The organism is Lacunimicrobium album (genome assembly GCF_052161635.1).
Lineage (GTDB): Bacteria > Planctomycetota > Planctomycetia > Planctomycetales > Planctomycetaceae > SXPC01.
On the sequence record NZ_CP197413.1, the window covers coordinates 2,317,655 to 2,336,596 of the forward strand.

13 protein-coding genes are annotated in these 18,942 nt (G+C 56.0%); 1 reads left to right on the plus strand and 12 read right to left on the minus strand.

Annotation, left to right across the window (positions count from 1 at the left end; all coding sequences use genetic code 11):
- Positions 1–161: 161 nt before the first annotated feature.
- From SH248x_RS09175 to SH248x_RS09220, 10 genes are all read right to left on the minus strand, one after another.
- A complete protein-coding gene (locus SH248x_RS09175; RefSeq protein WP_459558233.1) occupies positions 162–1,214 on the minus strand; it encodes a hypothetical protein in 1,053 nt (350 codons plus the stop codon).
- 246 nt (positions 1,215–1,460) lie between these two features.
- Positions 1,461–3,281, minus strand: a complete 1,821-nt coding sequence (locus SH248x_RS09180) for a hypothetical protein (RefSeq protein WP_459558234.1) — start codon at positions 3,279–3,281, stop codon at positions 1,461–1,463.
- 148 nt (positions 3,282–3,429) lie between these two features.
- On the minus strand, positions 3,430–5,841 hold the full coding sequence (locus tag SH248x_RS09185; RefSeq protein WP_459558235.1) for a hypothetical protein: 2,412 nt from the start codon (positions 5,839–5,841) through the stop codon (positions 3,430–3,432).
- A 320-nt stretch (positions 5,842–6,161) separates the two neighbouring features.
- Positions 6,162–8,660: a hypothetical protein gene (locus SH248x_RS09190; protein ID WP_459558236.1), complete on the minus strand. Its 2,499-nt coding sequence runs from the start codon at positions 8,658–8,660 to the stop codon at positions 6,162–6,164.
- Positions 8,657–10,966 (minus strand): BatA domain-containing protein, encoded by a 2,310-nt coding sequence (locus SH248x_RS09195; RefSeq protein WP_459558237.1) that lies wholly within the window; start codon positions 10,964–10,966, stop codon positions 8,657–8,659. The genes SH248x_RS09190 and SH248x_RS09195 overlap by 4 nt, the downstream gene beginning before the upstream one ends.
- Positions 10,967–11,112: 146 nt before the next feature.
- On the minus strand, positions 11,113–12,018 hold the full coding sequence (locus tag SH248x_RS09200) for a DUF58 domain-containing protein (RefSeq protein WP_459558238.1): 906 nt from the start codon (positions 12,016–12,018) through the stop codon (positions 11,113–11,115).
- Positions 11,984–13,039, minus strand: a complete 1,056-nt coding sequence (locus SH248x_RS09205; protein ID WP_459558239.1) for an AAA family ATPase — start codon at positions 13,037–13,039, stop codon at positions 11,984–11,986. Before SH248x_RS09205 ends, SH248x_RS09200 begins: the two co-directional genes overlap by 35 nt.
- A gap of 210 nt (positions 13,040–13,249) precedes the next feature.
- On the minus strand, positions 13,250–14,713 hold the full coding sequence (gene gatA, locus SH248x_RS09210) for an Asp-tRNA(Asn)/Glu-tRNA(Gln) amidotransferase subunit GatA (protein WP_459558240.1): 1,464 nt from the start codon (positions 14,711–14,713) through the stop codon (positions 13,250–13,252).
- 6 nt (positions 14,714–14,719) lie between these two features.
- Positions 14,720–15,019 carry an Asp-tRNA(Asn)/Glu-tRNA(Gln) amidotransferase subunit GatC gene (gatC, locus tag SH248x_RS09215; RefSeq protein WP_459558241.1) on the minus strand — a complete coding sequence of 100 codons (300 nt, stop codon included), beginning with the start codon at positions 15,017–15,019 and terminating at the stop codon, positions 14,720–14,722.
- A gap of 146 nt (positions 15,020–15,165) precedes the next feature.
- Positions 15,166–15,462, minus strand: coding sequence for a L28 family ribosomal protein (locus SH248x_RS09220; protein WP_459558242.1), 297 nt, complete (start codon positions 15,460–15,462; stop codon positions 15,166–15,168).
- 531 nt (positions 15,463–15,993) lie between these two features.
- Between SH248x_RS09220 and SH248x_RS09225 the strand changes: the two genes are divergently transcribed.
- Entirely contained in the window at positions 15,994–16,260 is a 267-nt protein-coding gene (locus SH248x_RS09225; RefSeq protein WP_459558243.1) for a carbon storage regulator, read from the plus strand.
- Positions 16,261–16,628: 368 nt separating this feature from the next.
- On the opposite strand, the gene sucD is transcribed toward SH248x_RS09225, so the two are convergent.
- Complete coding sequence (sucD, locus tag SH248x_RS09230) at positions 16,629–17,534, minus strand: succinate--CoA ligase subunit alpha (protein ID WP_459558244.1); 906 nt, start codon at positions 17,532–17,534, stop codon at positions 16,629–16,631.
- A 165-nt stretch (positions 17,535–17,699) separates the two neighbouring features.
- Complete coding sequence (gene sucC, locus SH248x_RS09235; protein WP_459558245.1) at positions 17,700–18,887, minus strand: succinate--CoA ligase subunit beta; 1,188 nt, start codon at positions 18,885–18,887, stop codon at positions 17,700–17,702.
- Between the last annotated feature and the right edge of the window lie 55 nt (positions 18,888–18,942).

The window sequence follows — 18,942 nt, forward strand, 5'->3', positions numbered from 1 at the left end:
ACATCACTGCTTTCAATTCTGTCCCTTCTCCCTTGAGGGGAGAAGGTGCCCGAAGGGCGGATGAGGGTGGGGCATAGGCGAGAGTTCGCCATCACTCGCATAAAGACATCAGGCAAGAAGTCTCTGCCAGGCTGTCTCTGCCACATCCGACCCAACACTCCCTAAGGCGTCGTTCGCTCGGCTGACTTGCGAGAGTACTCCTCAATCGCCTTGCCGTAATGGGCAGGGTACATCGATCCCAGGATCTGCTTGGCCTTGGCCTGATCTTTCTCAGGCAGGTTTCCCCAGCCATCTTTGTGACCGATGTCCTTATTGTCCACATTTCCCGGCGCGGTGCTACCCTTGACGATACTATCCTGCAAAGGTTGATTGCCAGGATCATTCGAATTCCCGCTGCCTCCGCCACCGCCGCCGTTTTGAGACTGCTCGATTTTCTCGATCATTTCATCGAGACGACTGACAATTTCCTTCTCGAGCTTCTGCACGCGTGAGCCCGCGCGTCCCAGTTCCAGACGCCGTTCGACATCGGACATCATCCGGGCGACTTCGTCGAGCGATTTTTCTTCGAGGTTCTCGAGGTCGTATTTCATCAGTTCCGCGACCTGGGAATAACGCACAGGCACCGCGTCCGTTCGCTCCAGCAAATGCCCCAGGCTCGTCAGGCCGTCCTGCTTCATCAGTAAATTGTGTTCGCAGACGGCTTTATGGAAGAAGTAACTGGCAGGATCAACCAGTTCGTTCACCGACGCAGAGCCGAGGACCGTGATGGCTTCGTCGTACATCTGGGCCGAGGACAGCTGGCTGCCCAGATAGAGCTCCATGTTCGAGCGCAGCGTCGGGTTTAACGTAGAGAGCAGATTCTCCTGCATTTCCTCGAACTGGAAATAACGGCCAGAATCGTGCGTGGCGTCGATTAGGTCATTCCAGCGGGTATCAAACTGCTCGACGGTGGCGACAAGTGCTTCCATGACCTGCAGTGGAGATGAAAAAGCAGGCAGTGTGCTCCATTTTTCAACGAGCTGATGTCGAATCTTGACCGGCAGGGACGACTTATCCACCTGGTCGATCATCGCATTCCGAACATACTCCGTGGGGACGGGGCGGTAGACGTGAAAGTCGCCTTCCGCAGCCTGCACGTGCTGAAAATTCAGGCTCGCGACTGCTGCAATGAGCCAGAAACAGCATGTCACACGGATCGTTCGGAGGTGTTTCATCGTGTTGCTTCCTGCGTAACCGCTGATCTCGAAATGAGTTCGTCCGGTTGTTGGACAAGCCGACCAGACCCGAGGAGTGCACAGATAATGCCATGATTGGCCAACATGTCAAATTTTTCTCTGACAGTCGTCCAAAAGTCCATCACACCCGTACACACTCTGCATCGTTGGTTCGGTTGCCTATCATTTTAGACGTCGACGTCAGGTTCGGTTACCTGCTAATCGTCGTCTTTTTCATATCGACTGTCATTTATTTTGCCCGGACGACAAATCATACGTCGCTTTGAAGACTCTTTGCTGACGTGCAGAAAGTTCTTTCAGCAAGGCCCTGATCTGTTGGTCGGTTGCCTGCTCGCCGTCGACCTGCAGGCTGTATTGGCGGGTCCGACGGTTAATTCGCTGTTGTAAGGACCGCAAAAGCTTCAATTCCGCTAACTGGTCGACCAGTCCGGGTTCCTGTTGCTGCTGCTGTTGTTGTTGCTGTGGATCCTGCTGCTGCTTGTTCTGGAGTTTTTCCAGTTCCTTCTGCAACGACTCGATCAGCTCCTTAAGTCCTTCAATGACATCATCTTCGATCGCGAGGGTGATTTCGCCGACGTCCATCTTTTCCAGACGCCCGACGACAATCCCCATGTCATCCCTCAACTGGATCACGGCTTCGGGAAACGCGACCGAGGACCCTTCTTCCTTCAGCAGGACAAGGGCGTCTTCTGCTTCCAGACGGATCGCGGACTGGTCCCGGGAAAGCTGGACGGCTCGTTGCGAATGATGGCTCAGGCGTTCCTGTTCAGGAAGTTCCGCCAGTTTGACGGTCCCGTTTTTGATCTGGTATTCCATTTCGAGCATGCGTCGGAATCTCGCCTCAAGAGCCATCAGCACCAGTTCGAGTTCTTCTTCTCTCAACTGTCGCAGGAGCTCTTCGAGCTTGGCTTTGGCTTTCTGAAGCTCCAGCAGGGCTTCATCCTGTTTCTCGGAGGCATTCTCGCGTTGCTTTTTCTTCAGCTCCTCGATGGCTTCGTCCATCTTCTTCTTGGCCTTCTCCAGCTCTTCGCGTCCCGGGGTCTTGGGCTGCTGTGGCTGTTGAGACTGCTGCTGATCTTGTTGTGACTGGTCCGACTGCTCCTGATCGGATTGCTCGGACTGATCCTGATTCTGCGGGGACTTCTGGTTCTTCTGCTGCTGGCTTTTCTGTTGTTGTGACTTGGAATCCTGGGGCTTCTTGGATTCATCGGTTTCGCCCGACTCAGGAGGCGATGACTCTCCAGACTTGGATTCTTCGCCGGGCTTTTTCTCGCTCGGCTTGTCTGCCTTCTTTTCGTCCTCACTCTTTTCAGATTCGGGCTTCTTGGACTCCTCGTCCATCTTCTCCTCGGTCCCAAGCTCCTTGGGCTCGCCGGATTCTTTGGGATCACCCGACTGCTGCGACGGATCCTGAGAACCTGCTTTGGGCTTCTTCCCGCCATTCTTTTCGTTCAGTTCCGCGTCTTGCTGCGCCATCTTCTTTTGTAACTCTTCGGCCAGCTTCTCGACGTCCTCCTGCTTCTTGCCGAGTGGAGCGAAGTCGCCGCCGCGTTCGGTATCAGCGCGAACGTCTTTCTGCTTGCCGACGACCCGATCCAGATCCTTGAGCAGATCCTGGACACGTTCCATTTCATTCTTGATGCGGGCTCGTTCATCTTCGCTCTGCAGAATTTCGAGCACGACCGCTAAGCTCTTGATCAAATCATCTTGTCGCGTGCCCGCTTCGCCCAGACGTTCTTGCCCGAGCAGTTGCACAATCGACTCAATCTGCGGCGAAATCCGCATCTCACGACTCTTCCCGATGGCGCGCAGCAACAAGTCTGCTCGAGCAGGATCGGTTTCGCGCGTGATATCGACGATCTTGAGAAGCGTCTGTTCAAAGCGTTCATAACGCTGCGAAATCGACATCTGCTGCTGGTCAAGCGGCAGCTGCGAAGCAGCATTCGCAGGGGGAGCATTGCCGTCTTGTGCCTGTGCGAACACAGTCCCAGGCAGCAGCATCACCGCCACCAGCAGGCCCGTCACGATAGTTTGAAATCGTTTCATTCGACACCTTATCCGTAGGGTCCGCTGAGCGGACCGTATTTCGCGATGCTGCCACCCGAACCGTGACTCTCTTAAAAACAATCCACACACCAGTCAGGGATGCATGTCGATTGATGGTCCGCACAGCGGACCCTACATACAGACATCCCTACTTAAACAAGTCATCAATCAACGAGTTCTTGTTCTTACTGTTGACCGAATCCTTGAGTTTGGATTGATCGTCAATAATCCCTTTGAGCAGCTCGATCGCCTCATGGAACGATTCGAGTTTTCTCATCTCGCCCAGAATGCGTTTCATCGCTGAGATCAGATCCTCGATCGCGACCACACTCGACGTCATTCCCTCAGTGAGGTCCTGGCTGCGGGCGATCGCCATCTTGAGTTGTCCCAGTCGATCATCGCACAACAGGAAGTTGTTCTTGTTGATCTCTTCGAGTGGTCGCAGAATCTGATTGGACACACGGTCCAGAATCTGAGGCGTATCGACATGGTTATTGATCAGTTGAGCCTTGATGTCTTCAAAGGCTGACGTCACGGAGGCATTTTCGGTCGCCCCCTGACGCAATGCATAGAGACTGCGTTCCAGGCAGGCCGAGACAGAGGAACGAAGTTCATCCCCCATGGCGCCTTCAGTTGGTTTTTCCGACTTGTATTTCTCGCGGTGAACCTTGAGGTCATCCAGAGATTTTTCAAGGTCCGAAATCATCTGTTCGTAGCGTTTCCGCAGATTGAGTTCTTCCTGATACATCTGAGACAACAGCTCTTCGGGACTGACAATCTTGAACGAAAACAGATTGCTGCGACCAACTCCCGGGCCGGTCACATCGTTCTGATCCGTCGCTTCGACGACCAGATGCAACATCTCGCCCAAAGGCAAATTCAACGGCAGGACTTCAAAGTTAGTAATGCCGCGGTTGTTGAAACCGCTGGTCTCCCATTCCCGTTTACCGGCCAGATTCTCAGCAATCGGGCGATGTGTCGGGTTGGAATCGATGGACGGCCCGACCGCATATTTGAACTTCACATTCGCCAGTCCGTAGTCATCATTCGACTTGATCGCGACCGGGATATCGGCCCGCATCGTGACGACTTTCCCGACCCCTTTGAGTTCCGCAGTGACTTCCGGTGGCTCATCCTCCACCGCCTTGAGCATCAGTCGAATCGGCTCTGTCGAGACGACACCATCCTGATCCTCAAGCTGAATGAACAACATCGTCTCTTGAGCCAGCGGGACGTAAGCCGGAGTCTCCTGGAAGGCGGTGAATGCCTTATCGAGATCCTGCGTCATCTGCATCGCGACGAGCATTTCCCGTGGCGACTTTGGAACACCTTCCCTCGAAAACATGGTCTGCGGCACAGAGACAACCGTCTCGGAGTCACCATCGGTCGATTCTAGAATCACTCGATCATCCGACTTCTGACTGGCTTGTCGGATCAAGTGATCAATCTCAAACCGGCTGCTGCGGATCGTGACTTTCGAGAGATCCTTGTTGGAATAACCTCGCAGATAGAACTTTGTCCCGACGGGAACCAGCGTGGAAATTCCGAGGATCTCCTGACGAGTCAGCCCTCCATCCCCCGGACGATTCAGGCCAGTGTAAGCAGGGTAATCGCAGAGCAGTTCTGCAGAATCAATCCGAGGCGGATCGACGACGATCACGCGATAGGGCTGTCGATTGCGATAGTCTCCTGCCACGATCCAGAAGCTCAGATCATCGACGACTTCGGGGATCGTCTGCTGAAAGAGACGCTCCTGCGGGTGACTCATGACGGCTCTGCTGGTCCCGCCGTTTTTTGTTTGATACGAGAGCATGACCCGCTCGGGAACGGGTGATGCCTCTGAGAGTTCTACCAGCAGTGTCAGGTCTTGGCCGCGGGCGTGCTTGATGGTGTGGTCGACAAAGTCTCGAACTTCATCCCCCGGCTGTCGCAAGACTTTCACGACGACGGCGGTCTCGCGAATCCAGTATTCCTCTTTCAGACGGACGAATCCATCGGCCCAGCGTGCGACCGCTTTCTGGTCGACGATCAGGAGTATGCCAATCGAGACCACCATAATGGCCGCCAGTCCCGCGACTCGTCGCAGCGGCGCCTGATCAAACACCGAGCGGATGTCGAGATTCTTGAGCATCTCATAGGCTTCGCTCGCCGTCTGACGCAGCATCATCGTGGTCAAAGGGGGGGTGTTTGTTTCGCGGGATTCCAGTTGCTCGACGGTTGTGATGAGTCGGTCCGAAAGGTTCGGGAACTTCTGCTCCATCAGCATCGCGACGGAACGATCTCGAAACGGAATCAACATCCGCTGCCCGATCGCACGCAGCGCGACGATGGCGATCGCGATCAGTGAGCCGAAGACAAGAATCTGTCGTACTTCTTTGGGGAGTTCAAAGCGGTTGAGTTCGAACCAGAGGTAATCGAGTCCAAACGTCAGCCAGAACAGGCCGCCGATACAGGCGATTAAAAGAGCAATCCCCTCGAGCAGGATGTACTGTCGGATCTTCGACCTCAGCAACGCGAAGGTTGACTTGATTGTCTCAGCCGTCTGCGGGTCGTTCACCATTTCGTCGAGTTAACTTTCTTGAATCCTCGCTGCGCTGGAAACGGCGCAACACACCATCATGTCCTTGTCAGTTCAGTTCCGTCAATATCGTCCTGAGGGGTTTGTTTATAGACGGTCAGTCTGAAATGTCCTTGGCTGTGAGTTGTTTGGCGGGTTGTCAGCGTATTAGTGCCTAGGCCCCACCCTCATCCGCCCTTCGGGCACCTTCTCCCCTCAAGGGAGAAGGGACGAGTGTGAGTCCTATTCAATTCGCAGAGTTCCCTCATCCGACCTCGAAGACTCGGCCACCTTCTCCCCGGGGGAGAAGGGACACTTGATGACTACGCCAGTTTGAGCAGCTTTCTTGATAGCCACTCCAGGGAGAGTAGCCCCGCGAGCAGGTACATCACCCAGGCCTGGTCCCACAGCGTCTGCAGGCGTTCAGCGATGAGGAATTCCTCGCCGAGGTTTGGCAGTGAAGCGGGCAGGGTGTTCAAGGCGTCGAGTGTCAGATATTGACCGCCGGACTCCTTGCCGAGTTCCTTGAGAAGTCGGACATTCTGGCGCATTTCCTTATCTTCGAGTTGCGGAATGCTGACTTCGACGGAATCTTCGACCCGCTCGTCCAGATTCGGGACGGGCAGTGACAGCTTGTATCGGCCCGGCTGGGCCATTCTTAGCGAGCCAACGTATTCTCCCGGTGCAGCGGGGTCGGCGGCCAAAACAGTCGGCGGGGAAACGATCTGACCTTTCGGGTCGGTCACTTCGAGGACGACCTGTTCCTGCGTCAGCGGGTTGTATTGCGGGTCGAACAGGCGGGCGCGGATCGTCGCGTTCTTGCCGAGGGGGTACTGGTGGCTTTCCAGAAGCAGCATGCCGTGCTGGCTGCCGCGTTGCAGGCGTCCCTGGCCGACCATGCGAATCAGTTTGATCCACAGGCGATCGAAGTGTTCGGGATCGCGTGATCGCAGGCGATACATTTCCGGGCTGCCGATATAGAACGTGCGTCCCTGACCGTAGAACTGGCTGGCGAAGAGGATTGGCAACCCCGACGGAGAGATCGAACGCGGGTCGGCGAGGTAGGCGTAAACCGTCGCGCTTCCTTTGGGGCCGGTGGTCGGGTAACTACGGAACAGACCTGCGAACTCTTTCCACAAGCGGGCCGACTCGCGCGGGTCATCGTTGAGGCTGAGGACATCGACTCCCTGGCCTTCCTGGGTCAGTTCGACGGGCCAAGGCTGCGCGGTTTCGTTATCGGGCTGGAACTTGTAAAGGAGGGTTTCCAGGCCGACGGGGAGAAGCTTGAGCAGATCGCTATATTTCGACTGATCCATCGCAACCGTCGGCGTGTTTACATCCCCTGCGACGAAGATCAATCCGCCGCCCTGGGTGAAGACCCAGCGAGCGATCGATTCCTGAGCCTTCGGCGGAATCAACGTCCAATCGGCATCGAAGCAGACCATGACGTCGTACGAGAAGAGCTTGGCTGGGTCGACGGGGAAGTCGAACAGCAGGTTATCGGATTCCTGGCTGATTCCGACCTGGCCGGACTGCAGCCAGACATCGATATCGATCGTATCGTGACGGTACAGCGTACCGCCGAGAAAACGGTAATCCCAACTGGGACCGCCAGCGACGATCAGGACTTTGACGGGTTTATCGCGAGCCGTCACGGTGACGAGTTTGCTGTTGTCGCTGTCGCGGACTTCTTTAACTTCGCGGACCGGCTTGGCGCGAATCGTGAACTGGGTTTCGCCGGCTTGCTCGGGTTGCTGCGGGAATTTGACTTCGGCTCCCTGTTCGCTTTCATTCAGCGTGACTTGCTGCGAGGCGACCGTTGAAGGTGGCGAGCCGTTGGTGGAGGCGAGGAGTTCGACGAGAACCGGTTCACCCGTCAGCCCCTGACCCTGGACGTACGCGGTGATCTCGTAGGGATCTTTGAGTTGGACGTCCGTCGGAGCCAAGACATTCGCGACCGAGACGTTCACGGGCAGCTTCGTGCCGCCGACGCCGACGGTGGTCATCTTGACCCGAGATTGCTGCAGTCGCACCAGCAGACCTTCGGGATCGACACCGGCATTCGAGACGCCATCGGACATCACGACGACACCGGACAATGTTTTGCCCGAGACTTTGGCTAACAGTTCCTGCATCGCATCGCCGAGGCGGGTTTCACCGCCCGAGGGGGCGAGGATTTCTTCCCAATTGACGTTCGCGAGGTCTGTGGCCGAGTTGACGGTCACGGGGCCTTTGACGACGTTTTTCGTCTCGTCTTTGGGAGCAGTTGGGGAATCGGGTGATTTCGTCGTTGTCTGGCGGAGGGCGACGGCTTTGGGATCCTGCGAGGGGAGGATGACATGCGGGCCACGCAGGCGGTCGTCGAAGGTGTAGATCGAGATTTCGTGGACTTTTTGCAGGTTGCTTAGTAGCTGTGGATCAGCCAGCGCGGTGCGGACTGCGTCGACGCGCGAGGGGATCTCGTTGGTACCGGACTCATCCGCGACGGGGTTCTGCATCGAGGAACTGGTATCGACGAGAATCGCTAGACGCGATGGTCGGTAAGACATCTTCTGCGTACGCTGCTGAGGGTTGATGGCGATCACCATCAGAATCGCGATCGCAGAGAGTCTCAGGGTGACCAGCCAGATTTTCCACGGCAGGCTCAGCTCGCACGTGTCTTGCCTATACAGCCAGATGACCCAGGCCAGGCCGATCAGGCCGCCGATGATTGCGGTCATCCACTGCCACGGCTCGACGGGGAGCGAGTATTCCAGGCTGCGAATGGTCGCCTCGTCCTGGGAGAGCAGGGGCATCAAGATCATGTTGGTGAAGTTGGTCATGCGCGTCCAACCCCCATTCGTTTGCCGACGGCTCCCGATCCGTGATAACTCAACCGATAACTCCAGGCCTGCTCAGCCATCAACAAGACACATAGTAATACAAGAAGGAACTGTCGGACTTCCTGCCCGGCTTCCTGAGGAGCCAGCCAGGCTGTTTCGCCAGCATCCTGAATGCGGATACTCGAACCTTCGCCGAGTTTCTTGACGAGTTCGGAACGAGTTGCCAGGGTCAGAGTGCTTTCGCTCGTCGGGGCATTGAAGGCGAATTCCTTGTTCTCGACCTGACGATTGATCGTCAGGAGTTTTGCGGCATAAAAGCCGGGATAGCCAGTCTGACTGAACTTCGCCATCAACAACGCGTTGTCGACATCGGAAGTATCGGCGGTTCCACTAGACAGCGGAGTTGCCATCACGCGGACGGTCTGTTCGCCGTCGACTGTGGGGCTGACGACTTCGACTTCTTCCAGGTACTTGGCGGGGTCGAGTGTGATTTCGACAGGATCGCCGACCATTTTTTCGGGCAGGCGTCGGTCGGTCTTCATGAGATGCTGCGCGAGTTCCAGGTGGAAGATGGTGTAACTCATCGCGTTGGGGTCGTTGGGCCAGTTGTTCCAGCGGATGCCCGTGCGGTTGAGCATCGGGCCTGCAGACGTCAGCGAGGTGAAGACCTGACCTTTGCCATAAGGCTTGATGAACATGATGGGGCGACCATCACGCAGGCTGGCCAGAGTTGTGACGCGGTCTGCTCGCTTGCGGTCATCGCGTTCCCAGTCATTGGCGGTGACGAGTGACTTGAAGACGCTGATGTAATACGTCAACAAGCCGTTCTCCGCAACGAGGACCTTGAAAGGATCGAAGTCGCCCGCGAGCTTGAGATCAGGGCCGGGCTCTGCGGATTTATCGCGTTCGAGTTCCTGAGCAGAAGGGGCCAGCGGGACAGGATAAAGTCCTTCCCCGCCTTTGTAGAGGGCTTCTGTGTAATACGCTGGACGGACTGCTTCTCCTGCAAACCAGGCTAAGCCGCCGCCACCTTTGACGTATTCATCGAGAGCAACGAGGACGTCTTCGGGGAGTTCGCCGACGTTGACGAGGTAGATCAACACATACGGGTCGAGCGAATTTTTTCGCAGGTAATCAACACCCGCGATGTTCGTCGTGAACCCTGTGATCTGTGGAGCAGCAGAGATGGCATCGGCGAGGTATTGACCTTCGTCGCCGTTGGGGGTCTCGTCGATGATCAGGACGGGGTTTGTGTTGCCGACGTCGACGGCGAGGAAACGCTCGTTGTCCTGGGGAAGTGCGTCCGTTTCGAGTTTGGCGATGACCTGATGAATGCCGGGGCTGGTGAAGACGAGGTCGAAGTCTTCGGTCGCGGACTGCCCCCCTTCGATCTTGGGAATTTCGATCGTACGCGGCAGTTGATTGCCATCGAGCGTGATCGTGATTTTGACTTTCTCGGCCATGGCTTCGTCGTAATTTTTGACGATGACCGACATCCGGGTCGGTACGCCCGCAGCGACAGCGTGGAGCATGCCTGTCAACTCGACGATCCCGAGGTTGGGTTGCTGAGCTTCGGTGGTGCGGACGAGGTTCACGCGAACCCCTTCCTCGCTGAGTTCTTCGAGTTGGGAGAGGATCGCGGTCTGGGTCAGCCAGTCCGATTTGCGGTAGTCGGAGACGAGGTGAAGCTGTCGCACGCCGGTGGGGTTATTGGCGAGAATCTCTCGGACTGCAGTTAACCCTTCTGAGTACGACGGTGCCGCGTAAGAGCATTTCAGGCGTTTCGATTCGACCATGTCGGCCAGGTCGCTGACGAGGGATTCATCGATCGTCCGCTCGTTGAAATCCGCGACCGCGACGTCGGGATTCGAGAGCATCAGCATGGTGAATTTCTGCGTGCCGCCAGCGACCGAACCGGTCGAGACGAGCTTCTCGACGATCTTCAGGCCTTCATCGAAAGCGGTCGAATCGCCGACGCGTTCCTGCATCGAGCCACTGTCATCGAACAGGACGACATGGTGCGTCTGGGCCCCCTGGAAGAGAGCCATCTGCGACGGGTCGATCATCAAACGGGAGATCAACGCCACGATGCTGGCAATGATGAGGACCCGCATCAGAAGCAGTAGCAATTGCTCGAAGTAGACCTTCTTCTGATTGCGTTTCTGACTGGCGAGTAGGAACTCCATCGCTGCAAACTTCACGCGCTGGTAGCGGTACCGGTTGATCAAATGGATGATCACCGGCGCTGCAATCAAGGCGGCACCACCTGCGAGGAAACCGGGATGGAAGAAGAAGCTGGAAAACATAGTAATTGGTAATTAGTAATTGGTAATTGGCCGATCCGCTTCGCACGTCTGACGCTGAATACGCGTTAACTCGGACCGTTATTTCGTTGAATGAACATTTTTTCCTCTGATCTTTGTCTGGCTAATTACCAATTACGAATTACCAATTACGCCCCAACCCCCATCCCCAAACGGTGCTTCATGTAGTGGGCGAGCACGGCGTCGAGGTTGGAACTGGTGCGGACGACCTGGTAGTCGACCATTTGAGCCGAACAGAAACGTCGGATTTCGTCCTGGAATTTTTCGAGTGCTTCGAGGTAGCCGACACGCAGGCTTTTGGGATCGCAGGTGACTTCGCCTGCGCCTTCGAGACCGACGAATTTCGTGGTGCCATTGAAGCTGAAGTCGATTTCCTGGTCGTCGAGGGTCTGGAAGAGCATGACGTCGTGGCCGAGGAAACGGAGCAGCTTCAGGCCTTTGAAGAGGGCCTCGCGTGGTCCGAACAGGTCGGAGATGAGGACGATCAAGCCGCGTCGGCGGTGTTCGTGACCGGTTTGCTGGAGGACTTTGCCGAGATCGGTTTTCTCACCAGGGATCTGTGTGGAGAGAACGGTGAGGATGCTGCCCAGATGGTTCTGTTGAGAGCGAATAGGGATGCGGACCTGGGTCTTTTCATCGAACAACGTCATGCCGACGGCGTCCTGCTGTTTGAGCAGCAGATAGGAGAGGGCGGAAGCGATCGAGCAGCCGTAGTCGAATTTGCTTGTTTTGCCAGAGCCGAACTGCATCGACTCGCTGCGGTCGAGAAGGATCGTCGTGCGGAGGTTGGTTTCTTCTTCGTACTGCTTGATGTAGTACTTGTCGGTCTTGGACCAGGCCTTCCAGTCGATCCGGCGCGTATCGTCCCCGGCGACGTATTCACGGTGCTGGACGAACTCGATTGACTGGCCGAAGTACGGACTGCGATGGTGCCCTGTCAGGAATCCCTCGACGACATCGCGGGCCTGAATCTCGAGGCGTGAAATCCGCGAGAGCGCATCAGGCTGCAAAAATCTTTTGTAGTCTTGGGTCACGCGTCAGTTCACCTTCCTTAGAGGGGGTCGAATCCAGCAGCTTTTGAATGACGTGATCGGTCGTGATACCTTCACTCTGAGCGGCGAAGTTGGTCACGATGCGGTGACGCAGAACGGGCTTGGCGAGTTCTGAGATGTCTTCCGTCGAGACATGCGTCCGACCTCGCAGCAGGGCGCGGGCCTTACCGCCGAGGATCAGGTTCTGAACGGCACGAGGGCCTGCTCCCCAGCTGAGCATCTCACGAACGAAGTCCGGTGCGCCGTCTTCAGTGATGCGGGTCTGGCGGACGAGCGCCAGTGAGTAATCGATGACGTGATCGGACACGGGGACCTGTCGGACGATGCGCTGGAGATCGACGATTTCATCGGCGGTCAGGACAGGATTGATTTCGAAGCGGCTCAGGCCTGTCGTATTGCGGGCAATCTGGCGTTCTTCTTTGAACGACGGATAGCCGACGTTCACTTTGAACATGAAGCGGTCCTGCTGGGCTTCGGGGAGCTGGTAGGTTCCTTCCTGCTCGATCGGGTTCTGAGTCGCCAGCACGAAGAACGGAGGAGCGATCACGTGACGGGCCTGGCCGATCGTCACCTGGCGTTCCTGCATGGCTTCGAGGAGGGCGGCCTGGGTCTTGGGAGGGGTCCGGTTGATTTCGTCCGCGAGGATCATGTTGTGAAACAACGGACCGGAGATGAAGCGGAACTCGCGCTTGCCGGTATCACGGTTTTCCTGGAGCACATCGGTGCCGGTGATATCGGCGGGCATCAGGTCCGGGGTGAACTGGATGCGGGCAAACGACATCGACAGGCAACGAGATAACGTCGAGATCATCAGTGTTTTGGCGAGCCCGGGAACCCCTTCGAGAAGGCAGTGTCCCTGGCAGAACAGGCTGATCAGCAGCTGGTCGATCACCTCTTCCTGACCGACGATGACTTTCGACATCTGGTCCTTGATCGAGACATAAGCCTGATGGATTTTTTCGACGGACTCCCGACCACGGACTTCATCAAACTCTTCGGTCATACGCTCCCTAATCGGCTATGTAGTCACATCATGCAGCAGAGCGGCTAGCTGCCTCAATAATTGGGACAGCCGGGATTCCACCCTCTGGCAATCATAACGGTTGCGGTCGGCATTTCCATGCGAATTCGAGACGCCAAAACATTTTTCAGTTTTGGCTCTGATTTTCCGAAGACGCCGCTTTCGTCATGCTGCAGCGACAGCGACGAAGGTCTAGAACCGATTTGTCTTCCAGTCGCCTTGCGCTTCGAACATGCGGGCGATGCGGAGGAGGGTGGATTCTTCAAGGGCTTTGCCGGTCAGCTGGAAGCCCAGAGGCAGGCCTTTGTCGTTGAGACCGCAAGGAACGCTGATCGCGGGAAGGCCGGTCAGGTTAGCGCTGATGGTGAAGAGGTCGGAGAGGTACATCGTCAGCGGGTCTTTGGAGTGCTCCCCTTTTTTGAAGGCAGCGGACGGCGTGACGGGGCCGAGGACGACATCGACATTCTTGAAGACTTCGTCGTAGTCCTGACGAATCAGGCGTCGGACTTTGAGGGCCTTGTTGTAGTAGGCGTCATAGTAGCCACTGGAGAGAGCGTAGGTGCCTAGCATGATGCGTCGTTTGACTTCGGTACCGAAGCCTTCGCCGCGCGAGCGGGAATACATCTCGGTCAGCGAGGAGAATTCCTTGGCGCGGTAGCCATAGTGAATGCCATCGTAACGGGAGAGATTACTGGAGGCTTCGCAGGGAGCGATGATGTAATAGGTCGCGACAGCGTACTCCGCGTGAGGGAGCTTGATCGGGATGATCTCGGCTCCCTGCTGACGGTAGACGTCGATGGCATGACGGACACCAGCGACGACGTCGCCGTCGACTGATTTTTCCATCAGTTCTTCGATGACGCCGATTTTCAGGCCGGAGATGGGCTGATCGAGGTCTTTGGTCAGTTCGAGAGCAGGGTAGGGGAGGCTGGTGGAATCGCGCTCGTCGTGGCCGCTGATGGCGTCCATCAGGATCGCGGAGCCGTAGACGTCGCAGGAGAAAGGGCCGATCTGGTCGAGCGAACTGGCGAACGCGACGAGGCCGTAACGTGACACGCGACCATAAGTGGGCTTGAGGCCGACGAGTCCACAGAAAGCAGCGGGTTGTCGGATGGAACCACCCGTATCACTGCCTAAGGCAAGTGGAGCCATGTTCGCTGCGACCGCAGAAGCAGAGCCGCCGCTGGAACCGCCGGGGACGAATTCCGGGCTCCAGGGGTTACGCGACATGCCGAAGTAGGAGTTCTCGGTTGAGGACCCCATGGCGAATTCGTCGAGGTTCGTTTTGCCGATGATGATGGCGTCGGCTTGCTGGAGTTTCTCGATGACGTGGGCGTCATAAGGAGAAACGAAGTTCTCGAGCATCTTGCTGGAGCAGGTTGTTTTGGTGTCCAGCTGACAGATATTGTCTTTGATCGCGATCGGCAGGCCGGCGAGGAGGCCGAGGGATTCGCCGCGGGCGCGACGCTGGTCGATGGCTTCGGCCTGACGGATCGCTGTTTCTTCCTGCAGGGCGAGGAAGGCGTTCAGGGAGCCGTTTTGCCATTTGATTTCATGCAAACACTCTTCGGTCAGGCGTGTCGACGAGAGATCGCCTACCTGAAGTTGCTCCAACAGGGTCCGAACTGGTCTTTGACAGGGAGTCAGCTTCGTCATGACTGCTTATTGATCTCCGTCCAGAATCGCGGGAACGAGGAAGTAACGGCCGTCGGTCGAAGGGGCATTCGAGAGGGCAGCTTCGCGGGACAGGGATGGCTTGACGTGATCCTCACGGAAAACGTTCGAGAGTTCGATGGCATGGACCATCGGCTCGACCCCATCAGTATCGACTTCGCTGAGGCGTTCGATATAGGTCAGGATATTGCCCATGGAATCGCGCAGGGCAGCGAGTTCCTCCTCCCCGACTTCGAGGCGAGCCAGTAGAGCGACATGCTGGACCTGTGCAGTTGTTAGTTCACTCACGGTGATTCTCCCAGGCGAGCGGGGAGCGTGAACTCCCTGTCTTGGGTTCTCATAATAAGTCTAGAGCCAGAAAGGCGCGTAAAAAAACCTTCGGGATCATAAAGACTCCGAAGGTTATTGAACAGTTCGCCGAAGCGGGTGCGGCATTACTCTTTAGGGAGCGAGAATGGGGCACGCTTGACGGGCTTGGTGATCTTGCCGGAGCGGATCAGGGAAACGGGAACCCAGCGACGAACGACCTGGCCGTCTTCGACGACGCGGATCTTCTGCAGGTTCACCTTGAACTGGCGACGAGTAATACCAGTCGTTTTACGACCGTTACCGCCCAGATATTTGGCCTTACCACGCATTTCGACAGCATTGCCGAAGGTGGGCTTATTTTCGCCATAGAGCTCAAACTTGCGAGCTCGGCTTTCTCGTGTGTTTTTCTTTAGCGTACTCATGGGTCGTCACCTTCCGGGTAATATCAGAAAGGGAGAGTGTAATCATTCTCCAAATGTTTTCAACTGACTTTGTGTGGTCGGAAGTCGTGCAACCATCAACAGCTGTGAGTGCGAAAATCAACCAAGGCGACCGCCAATCCACCACGCCTATACGGATAAATTGCCATGCTAACTATCAAAGTGGTAGATCGTACGACACAACCCGTTAAGAACTTAAGCCCAATTTTCAAATTGTAAACGGAATTGTAATGTCGAGAAAAACCGTCTCAAAATGCACCAGTGGGAGATCTGGCAGAAATTTTCCGAGATGATTCCCCAGCTGCCAGAGGCCAATTAAAACAATACACAACAAGCAGATACATCAACGAATCAAATTCTTGAGCGATTCGTTACAAAAAGTTTGGCACGGCGTCTGCAATGATTCCTTTCCATCCGAGGCAACTGGAAGCCTCACCTAACACAAGATGGAACACGGGTGCCGGATGATCGGCATACGGATACCACGGACGATACAAACTCAGGAGCAAAAAGATGCTGGTTCTGACACGTAAACAATCACAAATGATCCAAATCGGCGATAACATTGTTGTTAAGATTATCCAAACGGGTAAAGGCAGCGTGAAAATCGGCATCGACGCTCCTGGCGACGTCCGTATCATCCGCGGCGAAATCCTGACTGGCGAACATAATCTTGAAGATTCAGCCGTTGATGGCGAGCTTTCTGGCAAATCGAAGAACGTGGACCCACAACGTCCGTCTGTGTTCAGCGGTCGTGTGGCTAAAAGTGGCGTCGCCTAGTACCACACACCCAACCCTGCCTCGGGTCTAAAGAGGCATACTCACTTGATTTGCAACTTTGATTGAAAAAACCCCTTGGGTTTGGCTACGGGATCCCGCCAGTTCTTGCCGCGAACAAGAACTGCCCCAATGCCAATCCGGGGGTTTTTTATTGCGCGCTGGTGTTTGATTGGCAGAGATTTACCACGAAGGCACCAAGGGCACGAAGTTTCACAAAGAAGCAAGTCAGGAAACGAAAAGGGCGTCGAGACTGAATTGTCTCGACGCCCTTTTTAGGTTTGGTTGTTATGTAAGCTTTACAGACTCCCTCATCCGACCTCGAAGACTCGGCCACCTTCTCCCCGGGGGAGAAGGGTCAGATGAAGCGACTACTTCTTTTTCTTCTTGAGGGCTTCGACGACGGCTTGTCCCATGGTGGCGGGGCTGTCGGCGACGACGACGCCGGCGGCTTGCAGGGCGGCAATTTTTTCTTCGGCTGTTCCTTTACCACCGGAGATGATGGCACCGGCGTGGCCCATGCGTTTGCCTGGAGGGGCGGTTTGGCCTGCGATGAAGGCGGCGACGGGCTTGGTGACGAATTCCTGGATGAACTCAGCAGCCTGGATTTCTGCGTTTCCGCCGATTTCGCCGATGAGGAGAATGACTTCGGTCTGCTCGTCTTCTTCGAACAGTTCGAGGACGTCGATGAAGTTGGTGCCGATGATCGGGTCGCCGCCGATACCGACAGCGCTCGATTGTCCGAGTTTCAGGTTGCTGGTCTGCCAAACCGCTTCGTAAGTCAGGGTCCCCGACTTACTGACGATGCCGACTTTGCCTGGCTGGTGAATGTAGCCGGGCATGATGCCGATTTTTGCAATGCCGGGAGTGATGACACCCGGGCAGTTTGGGCCGATGAGGCGGCTGTTTGGGTAGTACTGGAGGCGGTCCCAGACGCGGGCCATATCCAGAACCGGGATGCCTTCGGTGATCGCGATGATCAGTTCGATGCCAGCGTCAGCGGCTTCGAGGATCGCATCGCCTGCGAATGGAGGCGGGACGAAGATCATCGAGGTGTTGGCACCGGTTTGTTCGACCGCTTCTGCGACCGAGTTGAAAATCGGCAGGCCTTCGAAGTCCTGACCGCCTTTGCCAGGAGTCACCCCACCGACGAAAACGTCAACACCGGGTTGACATTCGGCGGCGTAGGCTTTGGACTGGCGGGTGTGGAGAGCACCGGCGTTGCCGGTAATCCCCTGGGTAATGATGCGAGTATTTTCGTCGACGAGAATGGCCATCGTATCGCTTTTCTATGGGTAGGGTGAGGAAGCCTCACCGATGTTGTCTACGTAATGTCAAAACACTGAAGACAGATTTCTTTGACTATGAAGAGTTCCCTCATCCGACCTCGAAGACTCGGCCACCTTCTCCCCGGGGGAGAAGGATCACCGCCGAGAACTTGATTACGCATTCAGGGTTGCGACGACTTTCTTCGCTGCGTCGGTCAGATCTGAAGCCGTGATGATGTTTTTGCCTGATTCTTCCAGCATTTTGCGAGCTGGCTCGACCTGGTTGCCTTCCAGTCGGACGACCAGAGGAACGTGGAAACCGACTTCGTCGTAGGCAGCCAGGATCGCCGTCGCGATGGTGGTGCACTGCATGATCCCGCCAAAGATGTTGACGAGAACTGCTTTGACGTTTTTGTCTTCCAGAATGATACGGAAGGCTTCGGTGACCTGTTCTTTATTGGCTCCGCCGCCGACGTCGAGGAAGTTGGCAGGCTGGCCTTTGTGCAGCTTGATGATGTCCATGGTCGACATGGCCAGACCGGCTCCGTTGACCAGGCAGCCGATGTTGCCTTCGAGCTTGACGTACGAGAGGCCTGTTTTACCGGCTCGGACTTCGGTTGGCTCTTCTTCGGTCAGGTCGCGGAATTCTTCGAGGTCTTTGTGACGGAACATGGCGTTGTCGTCGAAGGTGATCTTGGCATCGAGAGCCATCAGTTCGCCCGACTTAGTGACGATCAGCGGGTTGATTTCAACCATGCTGCAGTCGTAATCGACGAACAGCTTGCAGATTTTTGGGAGGAACTTCTCGGCCGAGCGGATGGCTGGGCCTTCAAGTCCCAGCGCGAATGCCAGTTTGCGGGCCTGGAACGGGAAGAGACCGTAAGCGGGGTCGAAAGGCTCGTTGATGATTTTTTCCGGGCTGTGTTCGGCGACTTCTTCAATCTCCGTTCCACCTTCGGAAGAGACGATCAGGACAGGAGACATGAATTCGCGGTCGACCACGACGCCGAGGTAAAGTTCGCGTTCAATTTCAACGCCAGCTTCGATGTACAGCGTATTGACTTGCTTGCCTTCTGGACCGGTCTGAACGGTGACCAGCGTGTTGCCGAGCATGCGGGCAGCATGTTCTTTGGCTTCCGTGGCCGACTTGACGACCTTGACCCCCGGTTGATCTGGCTGCTCAATAAAGCGTCCTTTGCCGCGGCCACCTGCGTGGATCTGCGATTTGACGACAGCGACAGGGCCGCCGAGCTTTTCGAACGCAGCAGCTGCTTCATCGGGGGTCTTAGCGACGATCCCTTGAGGGGCTGCGACGCCGGATTTGTGGAAGAGGATCTTGCCCTGATATTCGTGAATCTTCATGATCGATCGTGCTTTCAGCGGTTAAACGAAGAGGACGCATCGATCATAGTTGTTT